The following is a 16869-nucleotide window of genomic DNA, read 5'->3' on the forward strand; positions in this document are numbered from 1 at the left end:
GCCCCGGCGAGGGTGGCGCACAGCGCTACGGCCAGGATGGCCTGCAGGTCGTGGCGACGCGTGCGGTGGCTTCGGGGGTCGGAGATGCTCTGCAGGTGGTGCAGTAGGTTCATCGGGGCTGCGCTAGCAGGGTTGTTTCAGCGCTTTAGTTTCGCTTGGATTTAGATGCGATTGCCCTGTCAGCCTGGGCATGTAGCTATAAAAAATGCAGCACACAAATGGCCGCGGAGCAGGCCAGGCGAAAACCGCCGCGGAACTGGCTTTGCCAGGCCGCTGGCGGTGCCCCCTTCGCGCAGCAGAAGGGGGTTGGCGAAGCGCGTAGCGCGCAGCCTGGGGGATGCATTCAGTGATGATGGCCGTGCTCGCCATGCACGTGGCCGTGGGCGATTTCCTCGGCGGAGGCGGCGCGCACACCGAGCACCGTGATGCCGAAGCGCAGCGACTTGCCGGCTAGCGGGTGGTTGCCGTCCAGGTGCACCTCGGGGCCCTTGATCTTCATCACGTGGAAGACGTGCGGCTCGCCGCGGTCGGTCACGCCCTGCAACTGGCCGCCGACCTTCACGCCGGGCGGGAATTCGCTCTTGGGGATCACGCGCACCAGCGACTCGTCGCGCAGGCCGAAGGTGTCCTCGGGCTCCAGCGCCAGCGTGACGCTGTAACCGGCTTCCTTGCCTTCGAGCGCTTCCTCGATCTTGGGCAGCGTGTTCTGGTAGCCGCCGTGCAGGTAGACGCTGGGCTCCGAGCTTTGCTCGATCAGCCGGCCCTGGGCGTCCAGTACCTTGAAGCGGAGGGTGACGGCGGTGTCCTTGGTGATTTTCATGGCGGCGCGGCTTTCAGGGGCAAAAGCCGCCATTTTCGCTTGGGCGCGATCGGGCCCGCCAGCGCGGGAGAGCCCGGCGGCCTAATTTCCGCAGTATCCATTCGGTTTCGCTCGTAAACCATTGATTCGATGGTATTTTCAAGGGAAATATCCATTCAGGTATCCATTCCATGACCCCTCCCGCCCTGGCCCCCCGGCTGCTGCAGGCCCTGCGCCGCAGCGGCGGCGTGCTCTCCAGCGCCGAGCTGCAGGAGCTGCTGGGCGTGAGCCAGCCCACGGTGTCGCGCGCGCTGGCGCCGCTGCTGCGCTCGGGCGAGGTGCTGAAGGCCGGCGCGGCGCGCTCGCGGCGCTACCTGCTGCCGCGCAGCATCGCCGGCGTGGGGCGCGAGGTGCCGGTGATGCGCATAGACGCCCACGGCCGCGCCAGCCCGTTTGCGCGCATGGTGCCGCTGCAGGGGGGCGGCATCTGGGTCGACGAGGCCGATGGCCTGAGCCAGCGCCACGACGGCCTGCCCTGGTTCCTGAACGACATGCGGCCGCAGGGCTTCATGGGCCGCACCTTCGCCCATGCGCACCCCGAGCTGCAACTGGGCGCCGACCCGCGCCACTGGAGCGACGACGACGTGCTGCGCGCCCTGGCGCTGTTCGGCGACGATCTGCCGGGCAATCTGGTGGTGGGCGAGGCCGCGTTCCAGCGCTTCCAGACGCTGCCCGCGCGCGCCTCGCGCGTGGCCTCCGCCGCCGACTACCCGCGTCTGGCCGAGCGGGCCATGCAGGGCACGCTGTCGGGCTCCTCGGCCGGCGGCGAGCAGCCCAAGTTCTGCACCATCGTCGAGGGCCGCCCGGTGATCGTGAAGTTCTCGCCCGCGGGCCCGAGCCCGGTCGAGCAGCGCCTGCGCGACCTGCTGGTGTGCGAGCACCTGGCGCTGCAGACCTTGGCCGAGGCCGGGCTGCCCGCCGCGCGCACGCAGATCAGCAGCGGCGCCGGCCGCGTGTTCCTGCAGGCCGAGCGCTTCGACCGCACCGCGCAGGGCCGCATCGGCATGGTCTCGCTGCTGGTCTATGACGCCGAATACGTGGGCGAGATGGACAACTGGGCCGCCACCGCCGGCCGCATGGAGGCGCGCGGCCTGCTCACCCCGGCCGACGCCGCGCACCTGTGCCTGCTGGAGGCCTACGGCATCCTCATCGCCAACACCGACCGGCACTACGGCAACATCTCGCTGCTGCTGCACGACGACGACTGGGCCCTGTCCCCCACCTACGACATGCTGCCCATGCTCTACGCGCCGGTGGGCGGCGAACTGGTGCCGCGCGACTTCGCCGCGCGCGGCCTGCAGCCCAGCGCCGCCACGCTGCCGGTGTGGGAGCGGGCGCGGGAGCTGGCCGCGGCGTTCTGGCAGGCGGCGGCGGCGGACGCGCGCATCTCCGAGGGCTTTCGCGCCATTGCGGCGGACAATCTGCGGAAAATATGAGCCAAATCGGCCTGTAGCCCAGACAGCGTCTGGGCTGCATGCTATGATTTTTGAATGATCAAAGCAGGCGCCGCAGATAGCGCCCGGTATGGCTGGCCGGGTTCGCCGCGATCTGCTCGGGCGTGCCCTGGCCCACCACGGTGCCGCCGCCGGCGCCGCCCTCGGGGCCCATGTCGATGACCCAGTCGGCGGTCTTGATCACGTCCAGGTTGTGCTCGATCACGACGATGGTGTTGCCCGCGTCGCGCAACTGGTGCAGCACCTTGAGCAGCAGGTCGATGTCGGCGAAGTGCAGGCCGGTGGTGGGCTCGTCCAGGATGTAGAGCGTGCGGCCGGTGTCGCGCTTGGACAGCTCCAGCGCCAGCTTGACCCGCTGCGCCTCGCCGCCCGAGAGCGTGGTCGCCGCCTGCCCGAGCTGGATGTAGGACAGGCCCACGTCCAGCAGCGTCTGCAGCTTGCGCGCGATGGTGGGCACCGGCTGCAGGAAGTCATGCGCCGCCTCCACCGTCATCTCCAGGATCTGGGCGATGTTGCGGCCCTTCCACTGCACCTCCAGCGTCTCGCGGTTGTAGCGCTGGCCGTGGCACACGTCGCAGGGCACGTACACGTCGGGCAGGAAGTGCATCTCCACCTTCACCATGCCGTCGCCCTGGCAGGCCTCGCAGCGCCCGCCGGCCACGTTGAAGCTGAAGCGGCCCGGGCCGTAGCCGCGCTCCTTGGCCACATTGGTCTCGGCCATCAGCTCGCGGATCGGCGTGAACAGGCCGGTGTAGGTGGCTGGGTTGCTGCGCGGCGTGCGGCCGATGGGGCTCTGGTCGACGTTGATCACCTTGTCGAAGTGCTCGATGCCCTCGATCGCCTCGTGCGGCGCCGGCTCGTCGTGCGCGCGGTAGAGCTGGCGCGCCACCGCGGCATAGAGCGTGTCGTTGACCAGCGTGCTCTTGCCCGAGCCCGACACGCCGGTGACGCAGGTCAGCAGCCCCACCGGGAACTCGACCGTCACGCCGCGCAGGTTGTGGCCGGTGGCGTTGACCACGCGCAGCGCCTGCAGCGCGCCCTGCGTGGCCCGGTGCGCGGCCTGGCGCTCGGCCCAGGCCACGGCCGCGGCGCTGGGCCTGCCGGTTTTCTTCGAGGCCTTGGCCTCGGGCCGGGCCGCCTCGCGCAGCACTGGCAGCCAGGGCGTGCGGCGCGCCGGCACGGCGATCTTCTTCGCCCCGGCCAGGTACTGGCCGGTGAGCGAGGCGGGATTGGCCTGCACCTCGGCGCACGTGCCCTGCGCCATCACCCGCCCGCCGTGCACGCCCGCGCCCGGGCCCATGTCGATCACGTGGTCGGCCGCGCGGATCATGTCCTCGTCATGCTCCACCACGATCACGCTGTTGCCCAGGTCGCGCAGGTGCTTGAGCGTGTCGATCAGGCGGTCGTTGTCGCGCTGGTGCAGGCCGATGCTCGGCTCGTCCAGCACGTACATCACGCCGGTCAGGCCCGAGCCGATCTGGCTCGCCAGGCGGATGCGCTGGGCCTCGCCGCCGGAGAGCGTCTCGGCGCTGCGCTCCAGGCTCAGGTAGTTCAGGCCCACGTCGTTGAGGAACTGCAGCCGCAGCCCGATCTCGCGCACGATCTTGCCGCCGATCTCGGCCTTGGCCCCGGACATCTTCAGCGCGGCAAACCAAGCCTGGCTGTCGCGCAGCGTCATGCGGCTGACCTCCTGGATCGCGCGGCCCTGTGCGCCCTCGCCCACCCGCACGTGCCGCGCCTCCACCCGCAGCCGCGCGCCCTGGCACACCGGGCAGGCCTGCGTGCTGCGGTAGCGCGCCAGCTCCTCGCGCACCACGTTCGAATCGGTCTCGCGGTAGCGCCGCTGCATGTTGGGGATGATCCCCTCGAACGGGTGCTTCTTGCTCAGCCGCTTGCCGCTCTGCGGGCCCGACTCCAGCGTGTAGCTGAACTTGATCTCCTCCGTGCCCGAGCCATGCAGCAGCACCTGCTGGAGGTGCGGCGCGAGATCCTCGAACGCCGTCTCCAGGCCAAAGCCGTAGTGCGCCGCCAGGCCCTCCAGCATCGAAAAGTAGAAGCCATTGCGCCGGTCCCAACCCTTGACCGCGCCGGCGGCCAGGCTCAGCGAGGGGAAGGCCACCACCCGCTGCGGGTCGAACACCTCCTGCACCCCCAGGCCGTCGCAGGACGGGCAGGCGCCCGCGGGCGAGTTGAACGAGAACAGGCGCGGCTCCAGCTCGGCAATCGACCAGCCGCACACCGGGCAGGCAAAGCGCGCGTTGAACAGGTGCTCGGCCCCGCCGTCCATCTCCAGCGCGATCACGCGGCCCGCGCTCTCGGCGCCGCCCACGCGCAGCGCCGCCTCGAAGCTCTCGGCCAGGCGCTGGCGCAACTCCGCGCGCGCCTGCGGCTCGGCTTCGGCGCGCACCTTGACGCGGTCGATCACCACGTCGATGTCGTGCTTCTCGGTCTTCTTCAGCGCCGGCAGGTGCTCGTGCTCGAATACCTGGCCGTCCACCCGGAAGCGCACGTAGCCCTGCGCCTGCATGCCCGCGAACAGCTCGGCGAATTCGCCCTTGCGCTCGCGCGCCACCGGGCACAGGATCATCAGCCGCGTGCCCGCCGGCAGCGCCAGCACCGCGTCCACCATCTGCGACACCGTCTGCGACTGCAGCGGCACCTCGTGCTCCGGGCAGTAGGGCGTGCCCGCGCGGGCATAGAGCAGGCGCAGATAATCGTGGATCTCGGTCACCGTGCCCACCGTCGAGCGCGGGTTGTGGCTGGTGGCCTTCTGCTCGATGCTGATGGCCGGCGACAGGCCCTCGATCACGTCCACGTCGGGCTTGTCCATCAACTGCAGGAACTGCCGCGCATAGGTCGACAGGCTCTCCACGTAGCGGCGCTGGCCCTCCGCATACAGCGTGTCGAACGCCAGACTCGACTTGCCCGAGCCCGACAGCCCGGTCACCACCACCAGCGCATGCCGTGGAATGTCCAGGTCGATGTTCTTCAGGTTGTGGGTGCGCGCCCCGCGGATGCTGATGCGCTGCTCGCGCAGCGCGCGGGCCAGGTAGGCCCCTTCCCTGGCGGGCGTGCCGTCAGCCGGGTGTGGGGCGTCGTCGGTGAAGGAGTTCAAGGGCGGGGCTTTTGCGGGACAACCCACCATGATAGTCAAGCGCCCCGCGCGGCGTGGGGGCGGGGCCTTGGCGATAGGGCGTGCCGACGGTGCTTGTCATCTGTTTGGAGGACATACAGGACGGGATGCAAAAACTAACATCGCGGCGTGCTGCGCGTCCCAGGGCCGCACCCGCGGCCGCCCATGCCCCATTCCCCGATCACGCTTGCGCCATGACCCCTCGCGATCTGCATTGCCCTTCCAGGGGCCGCCCGCATCCACGCCCTGTTCCGGGTCTGTCGCACCTGCCCCCATTCCGGAGGACGCCCGCCATGCCCGCTTTCCCTCGCACCCCTGCCGCGCCGGCTTGCCGAGCGGCAGCGCCGCTGCCCGCCACCCTGGCCCGGATCACCGCCGCTGGCCAGCGGGCGCTGCGTGCCCTACTGGCCGCCCTGCTGCTGGTCGCCTGCCTGCCGGGGCTGGCGCAGCCCGCCTGGACGGCGGCCAGCGACATGGCCGCAGCGCGCCATTACCACAGCGCCACGCTGCTGCCCAGCGGCAAGGTGCTGGTCGCGGGTGGGTACAACGACAGCAGCGGCTACCTCGCCAGCGCCGGGCTGTACGACCCGCGCACCAATAGCTGGAGCCCGGCGGGTGCTCTAGGCGCGGCGCGCTCAAACCACAGCGCCACGCTGCTGCCCAGCGGCAAGGTGCTGGTCGCTGGCGGATTCGGCAGCGGCGGCTACCTCGCCAGCGCCGAGCTGTACGACCCGGGCACCAATAGCTGGAGCCCTGCGGGTGCCCTGGGCACGGCGCGCCACTTGCACAGCGCCACGCTGCTGCCCAACGGCAAGGTGCTGGTGGCGGGCGGATTCAGCGGCGGGGCCGCCCTCGCCAGCGCCGAGCTGTATGACCCGGCCACCCATAGCTGGGGCCCTGCGGGTGCTCTTGGCACGGCGCGCTACTTGCACAGCGCCACGTTGCTGCCCAGCGGCAAGGTGCTGGTCGCTGGCGGATTCGGCAGCGGCGGCTACCTCGCCAGCGCCGAGCTGTATGACCCGGGCACCCATAGCTGGAGCCCTGCGGGCGCCATGGGCACGGTGCGCTCAAGCCACAGCGCCACGCTGCTGCCCGGCGGCAAGGTGCTGGTCGCGGGGGGAGATGGCAACAGCCCCCTCGCCAGCGCCGAGCTGTACGACCCGGGCACCCATAGCTGGAGCCCTGCGGGCGCCATGGGCACGGTGCGCTCAAGCCACAGCGCCACGCTGCTGCCCAACGGCAAGGTGCTGGTCGCGGGAGGAGCTGGCAGCGCCGCCACGGCTCTCGCCAGCACCGAGCTGTACGACCCGGGCACCAATACCTGGAGTGCCGCAGGTACCCTGGGCACGGCGCGCTACCGGCATAGCGCCACGCTGCTGCCTAGCGGCAAAGTGCTGCTCGCGGGTGGATATGACAGCAGCGCTGCCCTCGCCAGCGCCGAGCTGTATGACCCGGGCAGCAGTAGCTGGAGCGTTGCGGGCGCCCTGGGCACGGTGCGCCGGCTCCACAGTGCCACGCTGCTGCCCAGCGGCAAGGTACTGGTCGCCGGTGGATTCGGCAGCAGCGACACCCTCGCCAGTGCCGAGCTGTATGACCCGGGCAGCAGTATCTGGAGTGTTGTGGGCGCCCTGGGCGCGGCGCGCCAGTACCACAGCGCCACGCTGCTGCCCAGCGGCAAGGTACTGGTCGCCGGTGGATTCGGCAGCAGCGACGCTCTCGCCAGTGCCGAGCTGTATGACCCGGGCAGCAGTACCTGGAGCGCTGCGGGTGCTCTGGGCACGGCGCGCTACTTCCACAGCGCCACGCTGCTGCCCAACGGCAAGGTGCTGGTCGTGGGTGGATTCGGCAGCAGCGGTCCCCTTGCCAGTGCCGAGCTGTACGACCCGGGCACCAATAGCTGGAGTGCTGCGGGCACCTTGGCTACGGCGCGCTACGACCACAGCGCCACGCTGCTGCTCAGCGGCAAGGTGTTGGTCGCCGGGGGATTCGGCGGCGGCGCCCTCCTTGCCAGCGCCGAGCTGTACGACCCAGGCACCAACACCTGGAGCCCTGCGGGCGCCCTGAGCACGCCGCGCCAGCTCCATAGCGCCACGCTGCTGCCCGGTGGCACGCTGCTGATCGCCGGCGGATTCGGCAGCAGCGGCGCCCTCGCCAGTGCCGAGCTGTACAACCCGGGCTCCGCTAGCTGGAGCCCTGCGGGCACTTTGGGCGCAGCGCGTTACTACCACAGCGCCACGTTGCTGCCCAGCGGCAAGGTGCTGGCCGCTGGCGGCATCGGCAGCAGCGCCCTCACCCTCGCCGGCGCCGAGCTGTACGACCCGGGCACCAATGGCTGGAGCCCTGCGGGCGCCATGGGCACGGCGCGCCTGCTCCACAGCGCCACGCTGCTGCCCAGCGGCAAGGTACTGGTCGCCGGAGGATTCGGCAGCAGTAGCTCCCTTGCCAGCGCAGAGCTTTACCAGGAAGACCAGGGCGTGCCCCCCAGCCGCGCGCCCGTCCTGACCAGCCTGGCCAGCCCGGTGCTGCAACCGGGCATCGCCCTCGCCATCACCGGCACGCTGCTGCACGGTGACAGCGAGGCCGGCGGCGGCACGCGCGGCGAGGCCCACAACCTGCCGCTGCTGCAGTTGCAGCGCCTGGACAACGCCGCCACCTCCTGGCTGGCGCCGGCCAGTTCCACTGACGCCAGCTACAGCTCGCAGCCGCTGCCCACGCCGTTGCCGGCGGGCTGGTATGCGCTGCGCGCGGTGGTCAACGGCATTCCTTCGGCCCCGCTGTTCGCCAGGGCGGCGCAAGCGCCGGGCGCGCCCGGCGGCGTCAGCGCCACCCCGGGCGACGGGGCTGTGCGCTTGGGCTGGGCGGCCCCCGCCGACGATGGCGGCAGTGCCGTGGCGGGCTACACCGCCACGGCCTATGCAGCTCCCTACGTGCAGGGCGCGGCTGCGCTGGGCAGCTGCACGGCCACGCCGGCGGCCATGACCTGCACCGTGGGCAACCTGGCCAATGGAACGACCTACGCCTTTGCCGTGCAGGCCAGCAATACCGTGGGCCCAGGCGATGCATCGGCCCCGGTGCAGGCCACGCCGCAGGCGCTGGGTGCCCCCAGCGTGCCGCTGCCGGGCAATGGCGGCAATGCCAGCGTGGTGATCGGCGGCGGGCCTCCGGGCTGCACGCTGGGGGCCTTGACCATCGACAACACCGTTCCGCCCGGAGCCCCCGCAGGTGCCAGCGCTCCGCTGGGCGTGCTGCGCTTTACCGCCACCGGCTGCGCGGGGGCCACGCTCAGCGTCAGCGTCACCTACCCGCAAAGCCTGGGCGGGCTGAGCTTGCAGAAGTACGGCCCGCCCGGCGCGGGGGCCGCAGCCAGCTGGTTCACGCCCACCAGCCTGCAACTGAGCAACAACAGCCAGACGGTGACTTACACGGTGACGGACGACGGCGAGGGCGACAGCGACACCACCACGCCCGGCACCATCACCGACCCGTTCGTCCCGCTGCTGCTGCCCGCGCCGGGGGCCATGACGGCCATCCCGACGCTCTCGCAATGGGGCCTGATGCTGCTGGCGCTGCTGCTCGGCGGCATGGCATGGCGGCAAGGTATCACGCGCCGCCGGTAGCGGCATGGACCAGGTTTTGCTATTGAATATGTAGCTGGTAGCCAAGGCATAACTTGGGCTGGCGACGTTTTTTTGCAAGATTCATGGCTTGCCGCCCGCCGCCCGCCGCCCGCTCAGCCAGGCTGGGTGGCGCCCTGCGCGGGCAGGCGCAGCTCGAACAGGTTGCCGCCTTCTTCCACGCTCCAGCTGCAGCGCGCCCCCAGGGCCTGGGCGCGGCTGCGCACGTTGGCCAGGCCCTTGCCGTGCCCGGCCGGGGCGTGGCCGTCCGGTCGGTGCGGCGTGCCGTCGTCGCGCACCCAGACCAGCACGCTGCCGTCCGCCGTGCTGCCCGTGGCGATCTCTATGCCGTGCGCGCCGCTGTGCTTGAGGAGGTTGGCCAGCACCTCCTGCAGGATGCGCAGGATGTGCAGCGCGCTCTGCGGGTCCAGCCATGCCAGGGGCGGCACGTCCACCACGCGCCAGCGCAGTGCCAGCCCGGCGGCTTCCAGGCGCGGCGCCAGCCTGAAGCGCAGGGCCGCCAGCACGCTCAGCAGGTCGGTGCCCTGGTGCTCCAGCGAGTCGATGGAGAGCTTCAGGTCGTCGATGCATTCCCTGAGCACGCGCGCCATGTCGGCCTCCTGCAGCCGGCCGCGCTCGGTCATGCGCAGCGCGCTGATGAGCGACGAGCCGATGCCGTCGTGCATCTCCTGCATCAGGCGCTGCCGTTCGGCGTCGAGCGTGCGCTGGCGCTCCAGTGCCTGCAGCTGCGCGTAGCTGGCGGCCAGCTCGCGCTCGCGTCCGGCCAGGCGCACCTCCAGCTGCGCGTTGGCGGTTTCCACCGAGCGCAGCGCCCCGACGTAGCGCTGGTACAGGATCACCAGGAAGATGCTGAACAGGCCGATCGACACATAGGGCCCAAGGTAGACCGATTCGATGGGCACGCGGTAGCTGGCCAGCAGCAGGTCGTAGGCACCGGCCGGCACGCTGAGCGCGAACCAGATGGACAGCACCAGCCCGGCGCGCGTGCCGCCGCGCCGCGATGCCCAGATGCCTGTCAGCGCCACGGTCACGGCCAGCGCCACGTCGGTCAGGTAGAGCACGGGCAGCACGGTTTCCAGCCGCAGGCCCCAGCCCGGCAGCGTGGCCAGGGACATGGCCACCACCACGGCGACGATCCCGCGCTCCAGCGCAGGCAGCTTGCGGCCGTGCACGCGCATGGCGAACAGGCAGACGCATGCCATCCACCAGCCCAGCGAGTTCACCGTCACCCAGCCGAAGAGCGCGTCGGGCAGCAGCGGCGGCTCGTTGCCGATGGTGAAGTGCAGCGTGCGCAGCGCATGGGTCACGGCGCTGGCGAAGAACAGCGCGTAGAGAGTCTCGCGCCGCCGCACGCACCACACGGCGAAGGAGAACAGGCCGATGGCCAGGAAGGTGCCCGAGGCGATCGACACCAGGTCGGACTGCAGCCAGGCGCGCAGGCGGTAGCGTCCCTGCAGCGCGTGCTCGCTGCCCACCCACGCGGTGGACAGCGCGCCGCCCACGCCGCGCTGGCTGGCCATGCGCACCAGCACCGTGCGCGGCGCGGGGCCCTGCGCCGCCTCGGTCAGCGGCAGCCACAGCGGACGGTTGAAGCCATTCCAGACCCGGCTGCCGCGCGAGCGGTACACCAGCCGGTCGTCGGCATAGACGGCAATGCTGCCGATGGTCTGCCAGCGCGGCAGGTAGAAGAACGGCCCCGGCCCGGCGGTGCCCGCCGGCAGGTCGAGGCGGTACCAGGCCACGTCGGGCGGCGCGTCCGGCGTGTCGCCGGCCGCGGCCAGGCTGCGCGGGCGCGCGTGCGGCAGGGCCACGGTGTCCCAGGCGGTGCCGCCGTCCGGGGCGAGCAGTGCCGGCGGCGGCGCCGCCGGTGCATCCCAGCCAGCCCCGGGCTCGAGCGCCAGGCGCGCCTGCTGCAGGTGCAGGGGCGCCGGGTCGGCGCCGGCCGCGTGGGCTGGGGCGGCCAGACCCAGCACCGCCAGCAGGCCCCATGCCGCCGCGCGCCACCACTGGCGCGGGCGGCTGGCGCTATCCGCGCAGCAGGCCATGGCGGTGCGCCTGGTGGATGGCCTCCGCCCGCGTGCCGACCTGCAGCTTGGCGTAGATGCGGCGCACGAAGGTGCGTGCGGTGGAGTTCGAGATGCTCAGTGCCGCCGCCGTCTCCTCGGTGGTGAAGCCCTTGCTCACCAACTGCAGCACCTCGCGCTCGCGCACCGACAGCGCGATGGAGGAGGGCGCTGCCGGCGCGGCCACGGGAGCGGCGCGCTCCACCGCCCGCGTCAGGATCTTGCGCGCCACCATGGGACTGATGGGGCTGCCGCCGGCGTGCACGCTGCGGATCTCGTGGGCCAGTTCCGGCGCGCTGCTGTCCTTGAGCAGGTAGCCCATGGCGCCGGCCTCGATCGCGGGCAGCACGTGGGCCTCGTCGCCGAACACCGTGCTGACCAGCACGCCGCAGCCGGGCCATTGCGCACGCGCCGCGCGGATCACGTCCAGGCCCGAGCCATCGGGCAGGCCCAGGTCCACCAGCAGCACGTCGAGCGCCTGCTGCGGCAGCAGCGCCAGCGCCTCGGCCCGGCGGGACGCCTGCAGCACCAGCACCAGGTCGGGCTGGGCGTCGATGTGGCGGGCCAGCGCCTCGCGCGTCTCGGGATCGTCCTCCACCGTGCCCACGCGGATGCGCGCGGGCGCTTCGGCAGGCAGTCCGCCGGGGGCGCGGGAGGCGTGTGCGGGATGGTCCTGCATGCTCGCGGCGGCGCTGTCAGCCGGCCATGCCGGCCACCCGCACCTGGTTGCGGCCGGCGCGCTTGGCGGCGTAGAGCGCGGCGTCGGCGGCGGCCATGAGCTCGGTCATGCCGGCGCAGCCCGGGTAGTGGGCGATGCCGGCGCTGAAGGTGGTGGAGAAGATGCCGTCCTCATAGGCGTGGTAGAGCCGGCCGAAGCCCTCGCGCAGGCTGTCGATGCGCCGCCGGGCCTGCTCCGGCTGACAGTTCTGCAGCACGACCACGAATTCCTCGCCGCCGTAGCGGCCGACGATGTCGGCGTCGCGCAGGTGCTGGCGCAGGTAGCGCGCCAGCGCCTTGATCACCTTGTCGCCGGTGGCGTGGCCGTAGTCGTCGTTGACGCGCTTGAAGTGGTCGATGTCCAGGATGGCGTAGGACAGCGGTACCTTCTGGCGCTCGGCCTGCGCCAGGCTCTGCTGCAGCAGCGACTTGGTCTTGACGTGGTTGTAGAGGCCGGTGAGGCTATCTTCCACCATGAGCTTGCGCAGGCCGCGGTAGCGCCGCGCCCGGTGCAGCACGGTGTGGAACAGCTGCTCCGCGCCCACCGGCTTGACCAGGAAGTCGTCGCCGCCGTAGCGCATGGCCTCCTGCTGCATGGCCTCGCGGCTTTCGCTGGTGAGGTAGATGATGGGAATGGACTCGAAGGCCTTGTGCTGGCGGATGATGCGCGCCACCTCCAGGCCGGTGCAGTCGCGCAGGTGGTAGTCCAGCAGCAGCACGTCCGGCCAGTAGTAGTTGAGCACGTCCAGCACCCGCTCGGGCCGGCTGAGCACGCCCAGGTGCAGTTGCGGATAGGGCCGCAGCGCCTGGCGCACGCTGGCCAGCACGGTGCGCGAGTCGTCCAGCAGCAGCACCCGGTAGGGCGGCTCCTGCTGCGGATAGGCCAGCGGGTCCAGCACTTCCACCAGGGCGTCGATGGACAGCGGCGCGACGAAGAAGAACAGCGCGCCCTGCCGCACCGCCTGCAGCCGCAGGCGGTAGTCGCCCTGGCGCGCGAGGGCGCACCAGGGCAGGCCCAGGCGGGCGAGTTCGGCGACGATGGGCGCGGCGCGCTCGAAGCCTTGGCTCAGGTCGACGATGACGGCGAGCGGCCGCTGCGCCGCAGCGGCGGCCAGGCCACGCTGCGGGTCGGGCTCGCGCTGCACCCGGTAGCCGTAGTGCTCCATCTGCAGCAGCAGGTCTTCGGTGGCGGCTTCGTCGCCGCTCAGCACCAGCACGCCCGGGCTGGCGGTGGCCGCGCGCTGGGCCGGGCTGCCGGTGCGCACGCGCTTGCCGCCACCGTCGTAGGCGGTGCGCACGGCCTCGGCGATGGCGGGCAGCAGCCGGTTGGCCGGCAGGTAGGCCGCGTCGGCGGGTTCGGCGATGTCGCCCAGCAGGTGCAGCAGCGGCGCCAGCGCCAGCTCGACCTCGGCCATGCCCTGCTCCTGGGCCAGGCCGTGCAGCCGGTCGCAGTGCAGCATGAAGGAGGCCCAGCGCTCCAGTTCGGCCGGGGCTTCGCCCACGCCCGCCCAGGCCTGGACCATGTCTTTCCAGGCGCCTTGGAGTCGTCGGGGCGCGCTCATGGTCACGATTACAGCATGCTTGCTGCAAAACGTAACCGCCACAGGCATGCTTCTGCGCTCCGGCGATCGGAGACAATGCCCGGCGCCGATCCGCGGCGTCGCGGGCCGAGCCCCGCTCCCTCCTCCTGTCCTGCCCCAGTGCCGCCCGACGTGTCCACCCCGCCCGTTTCTCCCTCCTTGCAGCCCGCCGCCGGCCCGGCGCCGCGCGCTGGCGCCATGACGCCGCTGGAGCGGCGCGCCACCGGCGCGCTGGCGGCCATCTTCGCGCTGCGCATGCTGGGCCTGTTCCTGGTGCTGCCGGTGTTCGCACTGGAGGCGCGCAGCTATCCCGGCGGGGACGATCCGGCGCTGATCGGGCTGGCCATGGGCAGTTACGGGCTGACACAGGCCTTCCTGCAGATGCCCTTTGGCATGGCCTCGGACCGGCTCGGGCGCAAGCGGGTGATCGTGGCCGGCCTGCTGGTGCTGGCGCTGGGCAGCCTGGTCGCGGCGCTGGCGACCAGCCTGCCGTGGCTGGCGGCCGGGCGGGCGCTGCAGGGCGCGGGCGCGGTGTCGGCGGCGGTGACCGCGCTGCTGGCCGACCAGACGCGCGAGGCGGTGCGCACCAAGGCCATGGCGGTGGTCGGCGGCAGCATCGGGCTGATGTTCGCGCTGGCGCTGGTGGCCGCGCCGCCGCTGGCGGCCTGGGCCGGGCTGCCGGGCCTGTTCGGCCTGACCGGCGTGCTGGCCCTGGCCGGCGTGGCGGGGGTGCTCTGGTGGGCGCCGCCCGAGCCGGCGCTGACGCGCAGCACCGGGCGCGCGCCGCTGGGCGCGCTGCTGCGCCATGGCGACCTGCTGCGGCTCAATGCCGGCGTGTTCGCGCTCAACGCCATCCAGCTCGCCATGTGGGTGGCGGTGCCCGGCATGCTGGTGCAGGCGGGGCTGGCGCGCATGCACCACTGGTGGGTCTACCTGCCGGCGGTGCTGGCGTCTTTCGTGGTGATGGGGCTGGGCCTGTTCCGGCTGGAGCGGCGCGGCTACCTGCGCGCGGCGCTGCTCGGCTCGATTGCGCTGGTGGCGCTGGCGCAACTGGGGCTGCTGGGGGCGGCCGCGGGCCGGGGCGGCGCGGGCGTGGGCTGGCTGGCGCTGCTGATGTTCGTCTTCTTCTGCGGCTTCAATGCGCTCGAGGCGAGCCAGCCGAGCCTGGTGTCGCGCATGGCGCCGGACGCATTGCGCGGCACGGCGCTGGGGGTCTACAACACGCTGCAGTCGCTGGGCATGTTCGCGGGCGGCGCCATGGGCGGCGCACTGGTGAAGTTCACCGGGCCCACGGGCCTTTTCACGGCCACGCTGCTGCTGTCGCTGGTCTGGCTGGCGATCACCTGGGGCCTGGGGTCGGTGGGCCGCGCGGCCGCGTCAGTGCCGCAGCGCTGAGGGCTGCCCGCCCGCCGACAGCAGCATGTGCTCGGACAGCGCGCCGTAGAGCGGCCGGCTCAGCATGCGCGATACCAGGCTGGCTAGCATGGCCGCGGCCATCAGGCTCAGCACCATGGCGTGGCCGTCCACCATTTCCATCACGATGATGAAGGACGTGAGCGGCGCCTGCGTCACGGCCGCCAGGAAGGCCGCCATGCCCATGGCGATGAGCGCGGGCGCCAGGTGGGCGTCGGTTAGCAGCGCCACGTTGTGGCCCACCCCCGCGCCGATGGACAGCGAGGGCGCGAAGATGCCGCCGGGCACGCCGCACCAGGCGGTGAGCCAGGTGGCGATGAACTTCAGCGTGACGAAGAAGGCCGGCGCATGCGCTTCGCCCGCGAGCATCTGCTTGACCTCTTGCGAGCCCGCGCCAAAGGTCGCGCCGCTGGTGACGCAGCCGATGACGGCCACCGCCAGCGCGCCCAGCGCCGCGAAGCGCACCGGGTAGCGTGCGCGCCAGCGGCTGAAGCGGTCGGGCGAGCGCCCGATCAGCGAGTTGGCCAGCAGGCGCGAGAACAGCCCGCCCAGCACCGCCGACACCAGCGTGACCAGCAGGCCGGGCAGCAGCGCATCCCAGCCCAGGCGCGGCACGCGGATCACGCCGAAGTAGGTCAGGTTGCCGAAGGCCGACACCGCCATCAGGCCCGACAGCACGATGGCCGCGATGATCAGGCCGCTGTTGCGCGACTCGAGCTTGCGCGACAGCTCCTCGATGGCAAACACCACGCCGGCCAGCGGCGCGTTGAAGGCCGCCGCGATGCCGGCCGCGCCGCCGGCCACCAGCAGCGCATGCCGGTCGATGCCCGAGCCCGCGCGCAGCCAGCGCCGCGCGTGCTGCATCACGCCCGCGGCCACCTGCACCGAAGGACCTTCGCGGCCCACCGACAGGCCGGCCAGCAGGGCGGCGGAAGACAGCACCACCTTGGCCACGGTCAGGCGCAGGCTGACGAAGCGCCCGCGCTCGGCCTCGGGCAGCGAGGGCTCCAGCGCCGTCATCACCTGCGGGATGCCGGAGCCGGCCGCGCCCGGGAAATGGCGCCGCGTGAGCCAGACCACCGCCGCCGTCCAGGCCGGCGTCCACAGCAGCACGGCCCACCAGTTCCAGTGGTAGACCCGCTCGAACAGCCCGAAGGCCAGCTCGCTGAGCACGGTGAAGCCCACCACCAGCAGGCCCGCGGCGATGGCATAGGCCAGCACCACGGCGCGGTCCAGCCACACGCGCCAACTGGAGAATTCTGCCTGGACGCTGCGCCAGAAGTTTGGGTGCTCGTGCATGGTAGCCCCGCATTCTCGCAGGCCCGCGCGGGGCGCGGCTGCGGCACAATGGCGGTCCTTCGCTGGCCCCAGTGCTGCCTTTCCGTCACCCTACCCCCATTCTCTGCAGGCCCCCACCATGGCATCCGTCAACAAAGTCATCGTCGTCGGCAATCTCGGCCGCGATCCCGAGATGCGCACCTTCCCGAGCGGCGACCAGGTCGCCAACGTCACCATCGCCACCACCGACCGCTGGCGCGACAAGACCAGCGGCGAGATGCGCGAGGCCACCGAGTGGCACCGTGTGGTGTTCAACGGCAAGCTCGCCGAGATCGCCGGCCAGTACCTGCGCAAGGGCTCGCAGGTCTACGTCGAGGGCAGCCTGCGCACCCGCAAGTGGACCGACCAGGCCGGCGTGGAGAAATACACCACCGAGATCCGCGCCGACCAGATGCAGATGCTCGGCAGCCGCCAGGGCGCCGGCGGCCCGCAGGGCGGCGACGGCGGCCACGACGGCGGTGCGGGCGAAGGCGGCGGCTACGACCTGTCTCTTATACACATCTGACGCTGCCGACGAAGAGAACCTAGTGTAGATCGCGGTGGTGGGCGGGGGATTAAAAAGGGGGGGGGGGGGGGGGGGGGGGGGGGGGGGGGGGGGGGGGGGGGGGGGGGGGGGGGGGGGGGGGGGGGGGGGGGGGGGGGGGGGGGGGGGGGGGGGGGGGGGGGGGGGGGGGGGG

At 71.9% G+C, this 16869-nt stretch carries 12 protein-coding genes and 1 pseudogene; 4 read left to right on the top strand and 9 right to left on the bottom strand.

The window, feature by feature from the left end; genetic code table 11:
• The 3 genes from JHD63_RS25045 to JHD63_RS17505 form a co-directional block, all read right to left on the bottom strand.
• Window positions 1–113: transposase family protein (locus JHD63_RS25045; RefSeq protein ID WP_198972083.1), on the bottom strand; the 113-nt coding region annotated here is incomplete at its 3' end.
• A gap of 230 nt (window positions 114–343) precedes the next feature.
• Window positions 344–820 carry an FKBP-type peptidyl-prolyl cis-trans isomerase gene (locus tag JHD63_RS17500; RefSeq protein ID WP_198972084.1) on the bottom strand — a complete coding sequence of 159 codons (477 nt, stop codon included), beginning with the start codon at window positions 818–820 and terminating at the stop codon, window positions 344–346.
• Window positions 817–975 (bottom strand): hypothetical protein, encoded by a 159-nt coding sequence (locus JHD63_RS17505; RefSeq protein WP_198972085.1) that lies wholly within the window; start codon window positions 973–975, stop codon window positions 817–819. Before JHD63_RS17505 ends, JHD63_RS17500 begins: the two co-directional genes overlap by 4 nt.
• A gap of 15 nt (window positions 976–990) precedes the next feature.
• On the opposite strand from JHD63_RS17505, the gene yjjJ reads away from it, so the two are divergent.
• Complete coding sequence (yjjJ, locus tag JHD63_RS17510; RefSeq protein WP_198972086.1) at window positions 991–2295, top strand: type II toxin-antitoxin system HipA family toxin YjjJ; 1305 nt, start codon at window positions 991–993, stop codon at window positions 2293–2295.
• 58 nt (window positions 2296–2353) lie between these two features.
• On the opposite strand, the gene uvrA is transcribed toward yjjJ, so the two are convergent.
• Window positions 2354–5458 carry an excinuclease ABC subunit UvrA gene (uvrA, locus tag JHD63_RS17515; protein WP_198972087.1) on the bottom strand — a complete coding sequence of 1035 codons (3105 nt, stop codon included), beginning with the start codon at window positions 5456–5458 and terminating at the stop codon, window positions 2354–2356.
• 281 nt (window positions 5459–5739) lie between these two features.
• Here uvrA and JHD63_RS17520 point away from each other — a divergent pair, with 281 nt between their 5' ends.
• Entirely contained in the window at window positions 5740–9063 is a 3324-nt protein-coding gene (locus tag JHD63_RS17520; protein ID WP_198972088.1) for an IPTL-CTERM sorting domain-containing protein, read from the top strand.
• A gap of 113 nt (window positions 9064–9176) precedes the next feature.
• Here JHD63_RS17520 and JHD63_RS17525 read toward each other — a convergent pair whose 3' ends face one another.
• Genes JHD63_RS17525 through JHD63_RS17535 form a run of 3 tightly spaced genes read right to left on the bottom strand, consistent with a single transcriptional unit; the run spans window position 9177 to window position 13384 of the window.
• Window positions 9177–11126, bottom strand: a complete 1950-nt coding sequence (locus JHD63_RS17525) for a sensor histidine kinase (protein ID WP_198972089.1) — start codon at window positions 11124–11126, stop codon at window positions 9177–9179.
• Window positions 11107–11823, bottom strand: coding sequence for a response regulator transcription factor (locus tag JHD63_RS17530; protein WP_198972090.1), 717 nt, complete (start codon window positions 11821–11823; stop codon window positions 11107–11109). The genes JHD63_RS17525 and JHD63_RS17530 overlap by 20 nt, the downstream gene beginning before the upstream one ends.
• Before the next feature lie 16 nt (window positions 11824–11839).
• Window positions 11840–13384 (bottom strand): GGDEF domain-containing response regulator, encoded by a 1545-nt coding sequence (locus JHD63_RS17535; RefSeq protein ID WP_198972091.1) that lies wholly within the window; start codon window positions 13382–13384, stop codon window positions 11840–11842.
• Between the two features lie 255 nt (window positions 13385–13639).
• On the opposite strand from JHD63_RS17535, the gene JHD63_RS17540 reads away from it, so the two are divergent.
• Window positions 13640–14836, top strand: a complete 1197-nt coding sequence (locus JHD63_RS17540) for an MFS transporter (RefSeq protein ID WP_198972095.1) — start codon at window positions 13640–13642, stop codon at window positions 14834–14836.
• Here JHD63_RS17540 and JHD63_RS17545 read toward each other — a convergent pair.
• Window positions 14819–16153 (bottom strand): chloride channel protein, encoded by a 1335-nt coding sequence (locus JHD63_RS17545; protein WP_198972092.1) that lies wholly within the window; start codon window positions 16151–16153, stop codon window positions 14819–14821. The genes JHD63_RS17540 and JHD63_RS17545 overlap by 18 nt on opposite strands.
• 118 nt (window positions 16154–16271) lie before the next feature.
• On the opposite strand from JHD63_RS17545, the pseudogene ssb reads away from it, so the two are divergent.
• Window positions 16272–16673: pseudogene (ssb, locus tag JHD63_RS17550) on the top strand (single-stranded DNA-binding protein); the annotation flags it as partial.
• Here the strand turns inward: ssb and JHD63_RS17555 are convergent.
• On the bottom strand, window positions 16670–16869 hold a 200-nt coding region (locus JHD63_RS17555), incomplete at its 5' end, for a hypothetical protein (RefSeq protein ID WP_198972094.1). The pseudogene ssb and the gene JHD63_RS17555 sit on opposite strands and share 4 nt — an antisense overlap.

It is taken from the genome of Xylophilus sp. ASV27, from assembly GCF_016428875.1.
In the GTDB taxonomy this organism is placed as follows: domain Bacteria; phylum Pseudomonadota; class Gammaproteobacteria; order Burkholderiales; family Burkholderiaceae_C; genus Xylophilus.

Coding starts and splice junctions, on each gene's coding strand:
- uvrA (WP_198972087.1), bottom strand. CDS start 5,458: ATGGTGGGTTGTCCCGCAAAAGCCCCGCCCTTGAACTCCTTCACCGAC.
- JHD63_RS17545 (WP_198972092.1), bottom strand. CDS start 16,153: ATGCACGAGCACCCAAACTTCTGGCGCAGCGTCCAGGCAGAATTCTCC.
- yjjJ (WP_198972086.1), top strand. CDS start 991: ATGACCCCTCCCGCCCTGGCCCCCCGGCTGCTGCAGGCCCTGCGCCGC.
- JHD63_RS17505 (WP_198972085.1), bottom strand. CDS start 975: ATGGATATTTCCCTTGAAAATACCATCGAATCAATGGTTTACGAGCGA.
- JHD63_RS17530 (WP_198972090.1), bottom strand. CDS start 11,823: ATGCAGGACCATCCCGCACACGCCTCCCGCGCCCCCGGCGGACTGCCT.
- JHD63_RS17500 (WP_198972084.1), bottom strand. CDS start 820: ATGAAAATCACCAAGGACACCGCCGTCACCCTCCGCTTCAAGGTACTG.
- JHD63_RS17535 (WP_198972091.1), bottom strand. CDS start 13,384: ATGGTCCAGGCCTGGGCGGGCGTGGGCGAAGCCCCGGCCGAACTGGAG.
- JHD63_RS17525 (WP_198972089.1), bottom strand. CDS start 11,126: ATGGCCTGCTGCGCGGATAGCGCCAGCCGCCCGCGCCAGTGGTGGCGC.
- JHD63_RS17520 (WP_198972088.1), top strand. CDS start 5,740: ATGCCCGCTTTCCCTCGCACCCCTGCCGCGCCGGCTTGCCGAGCGGCA.
- JHD63_RS17540 (WP_198972095.1), top strand. CDS start 13,640: ATGACGCCGCTGGAGCGGCGCGCCACCGGCGCGCTGGCGGCCATCTTC.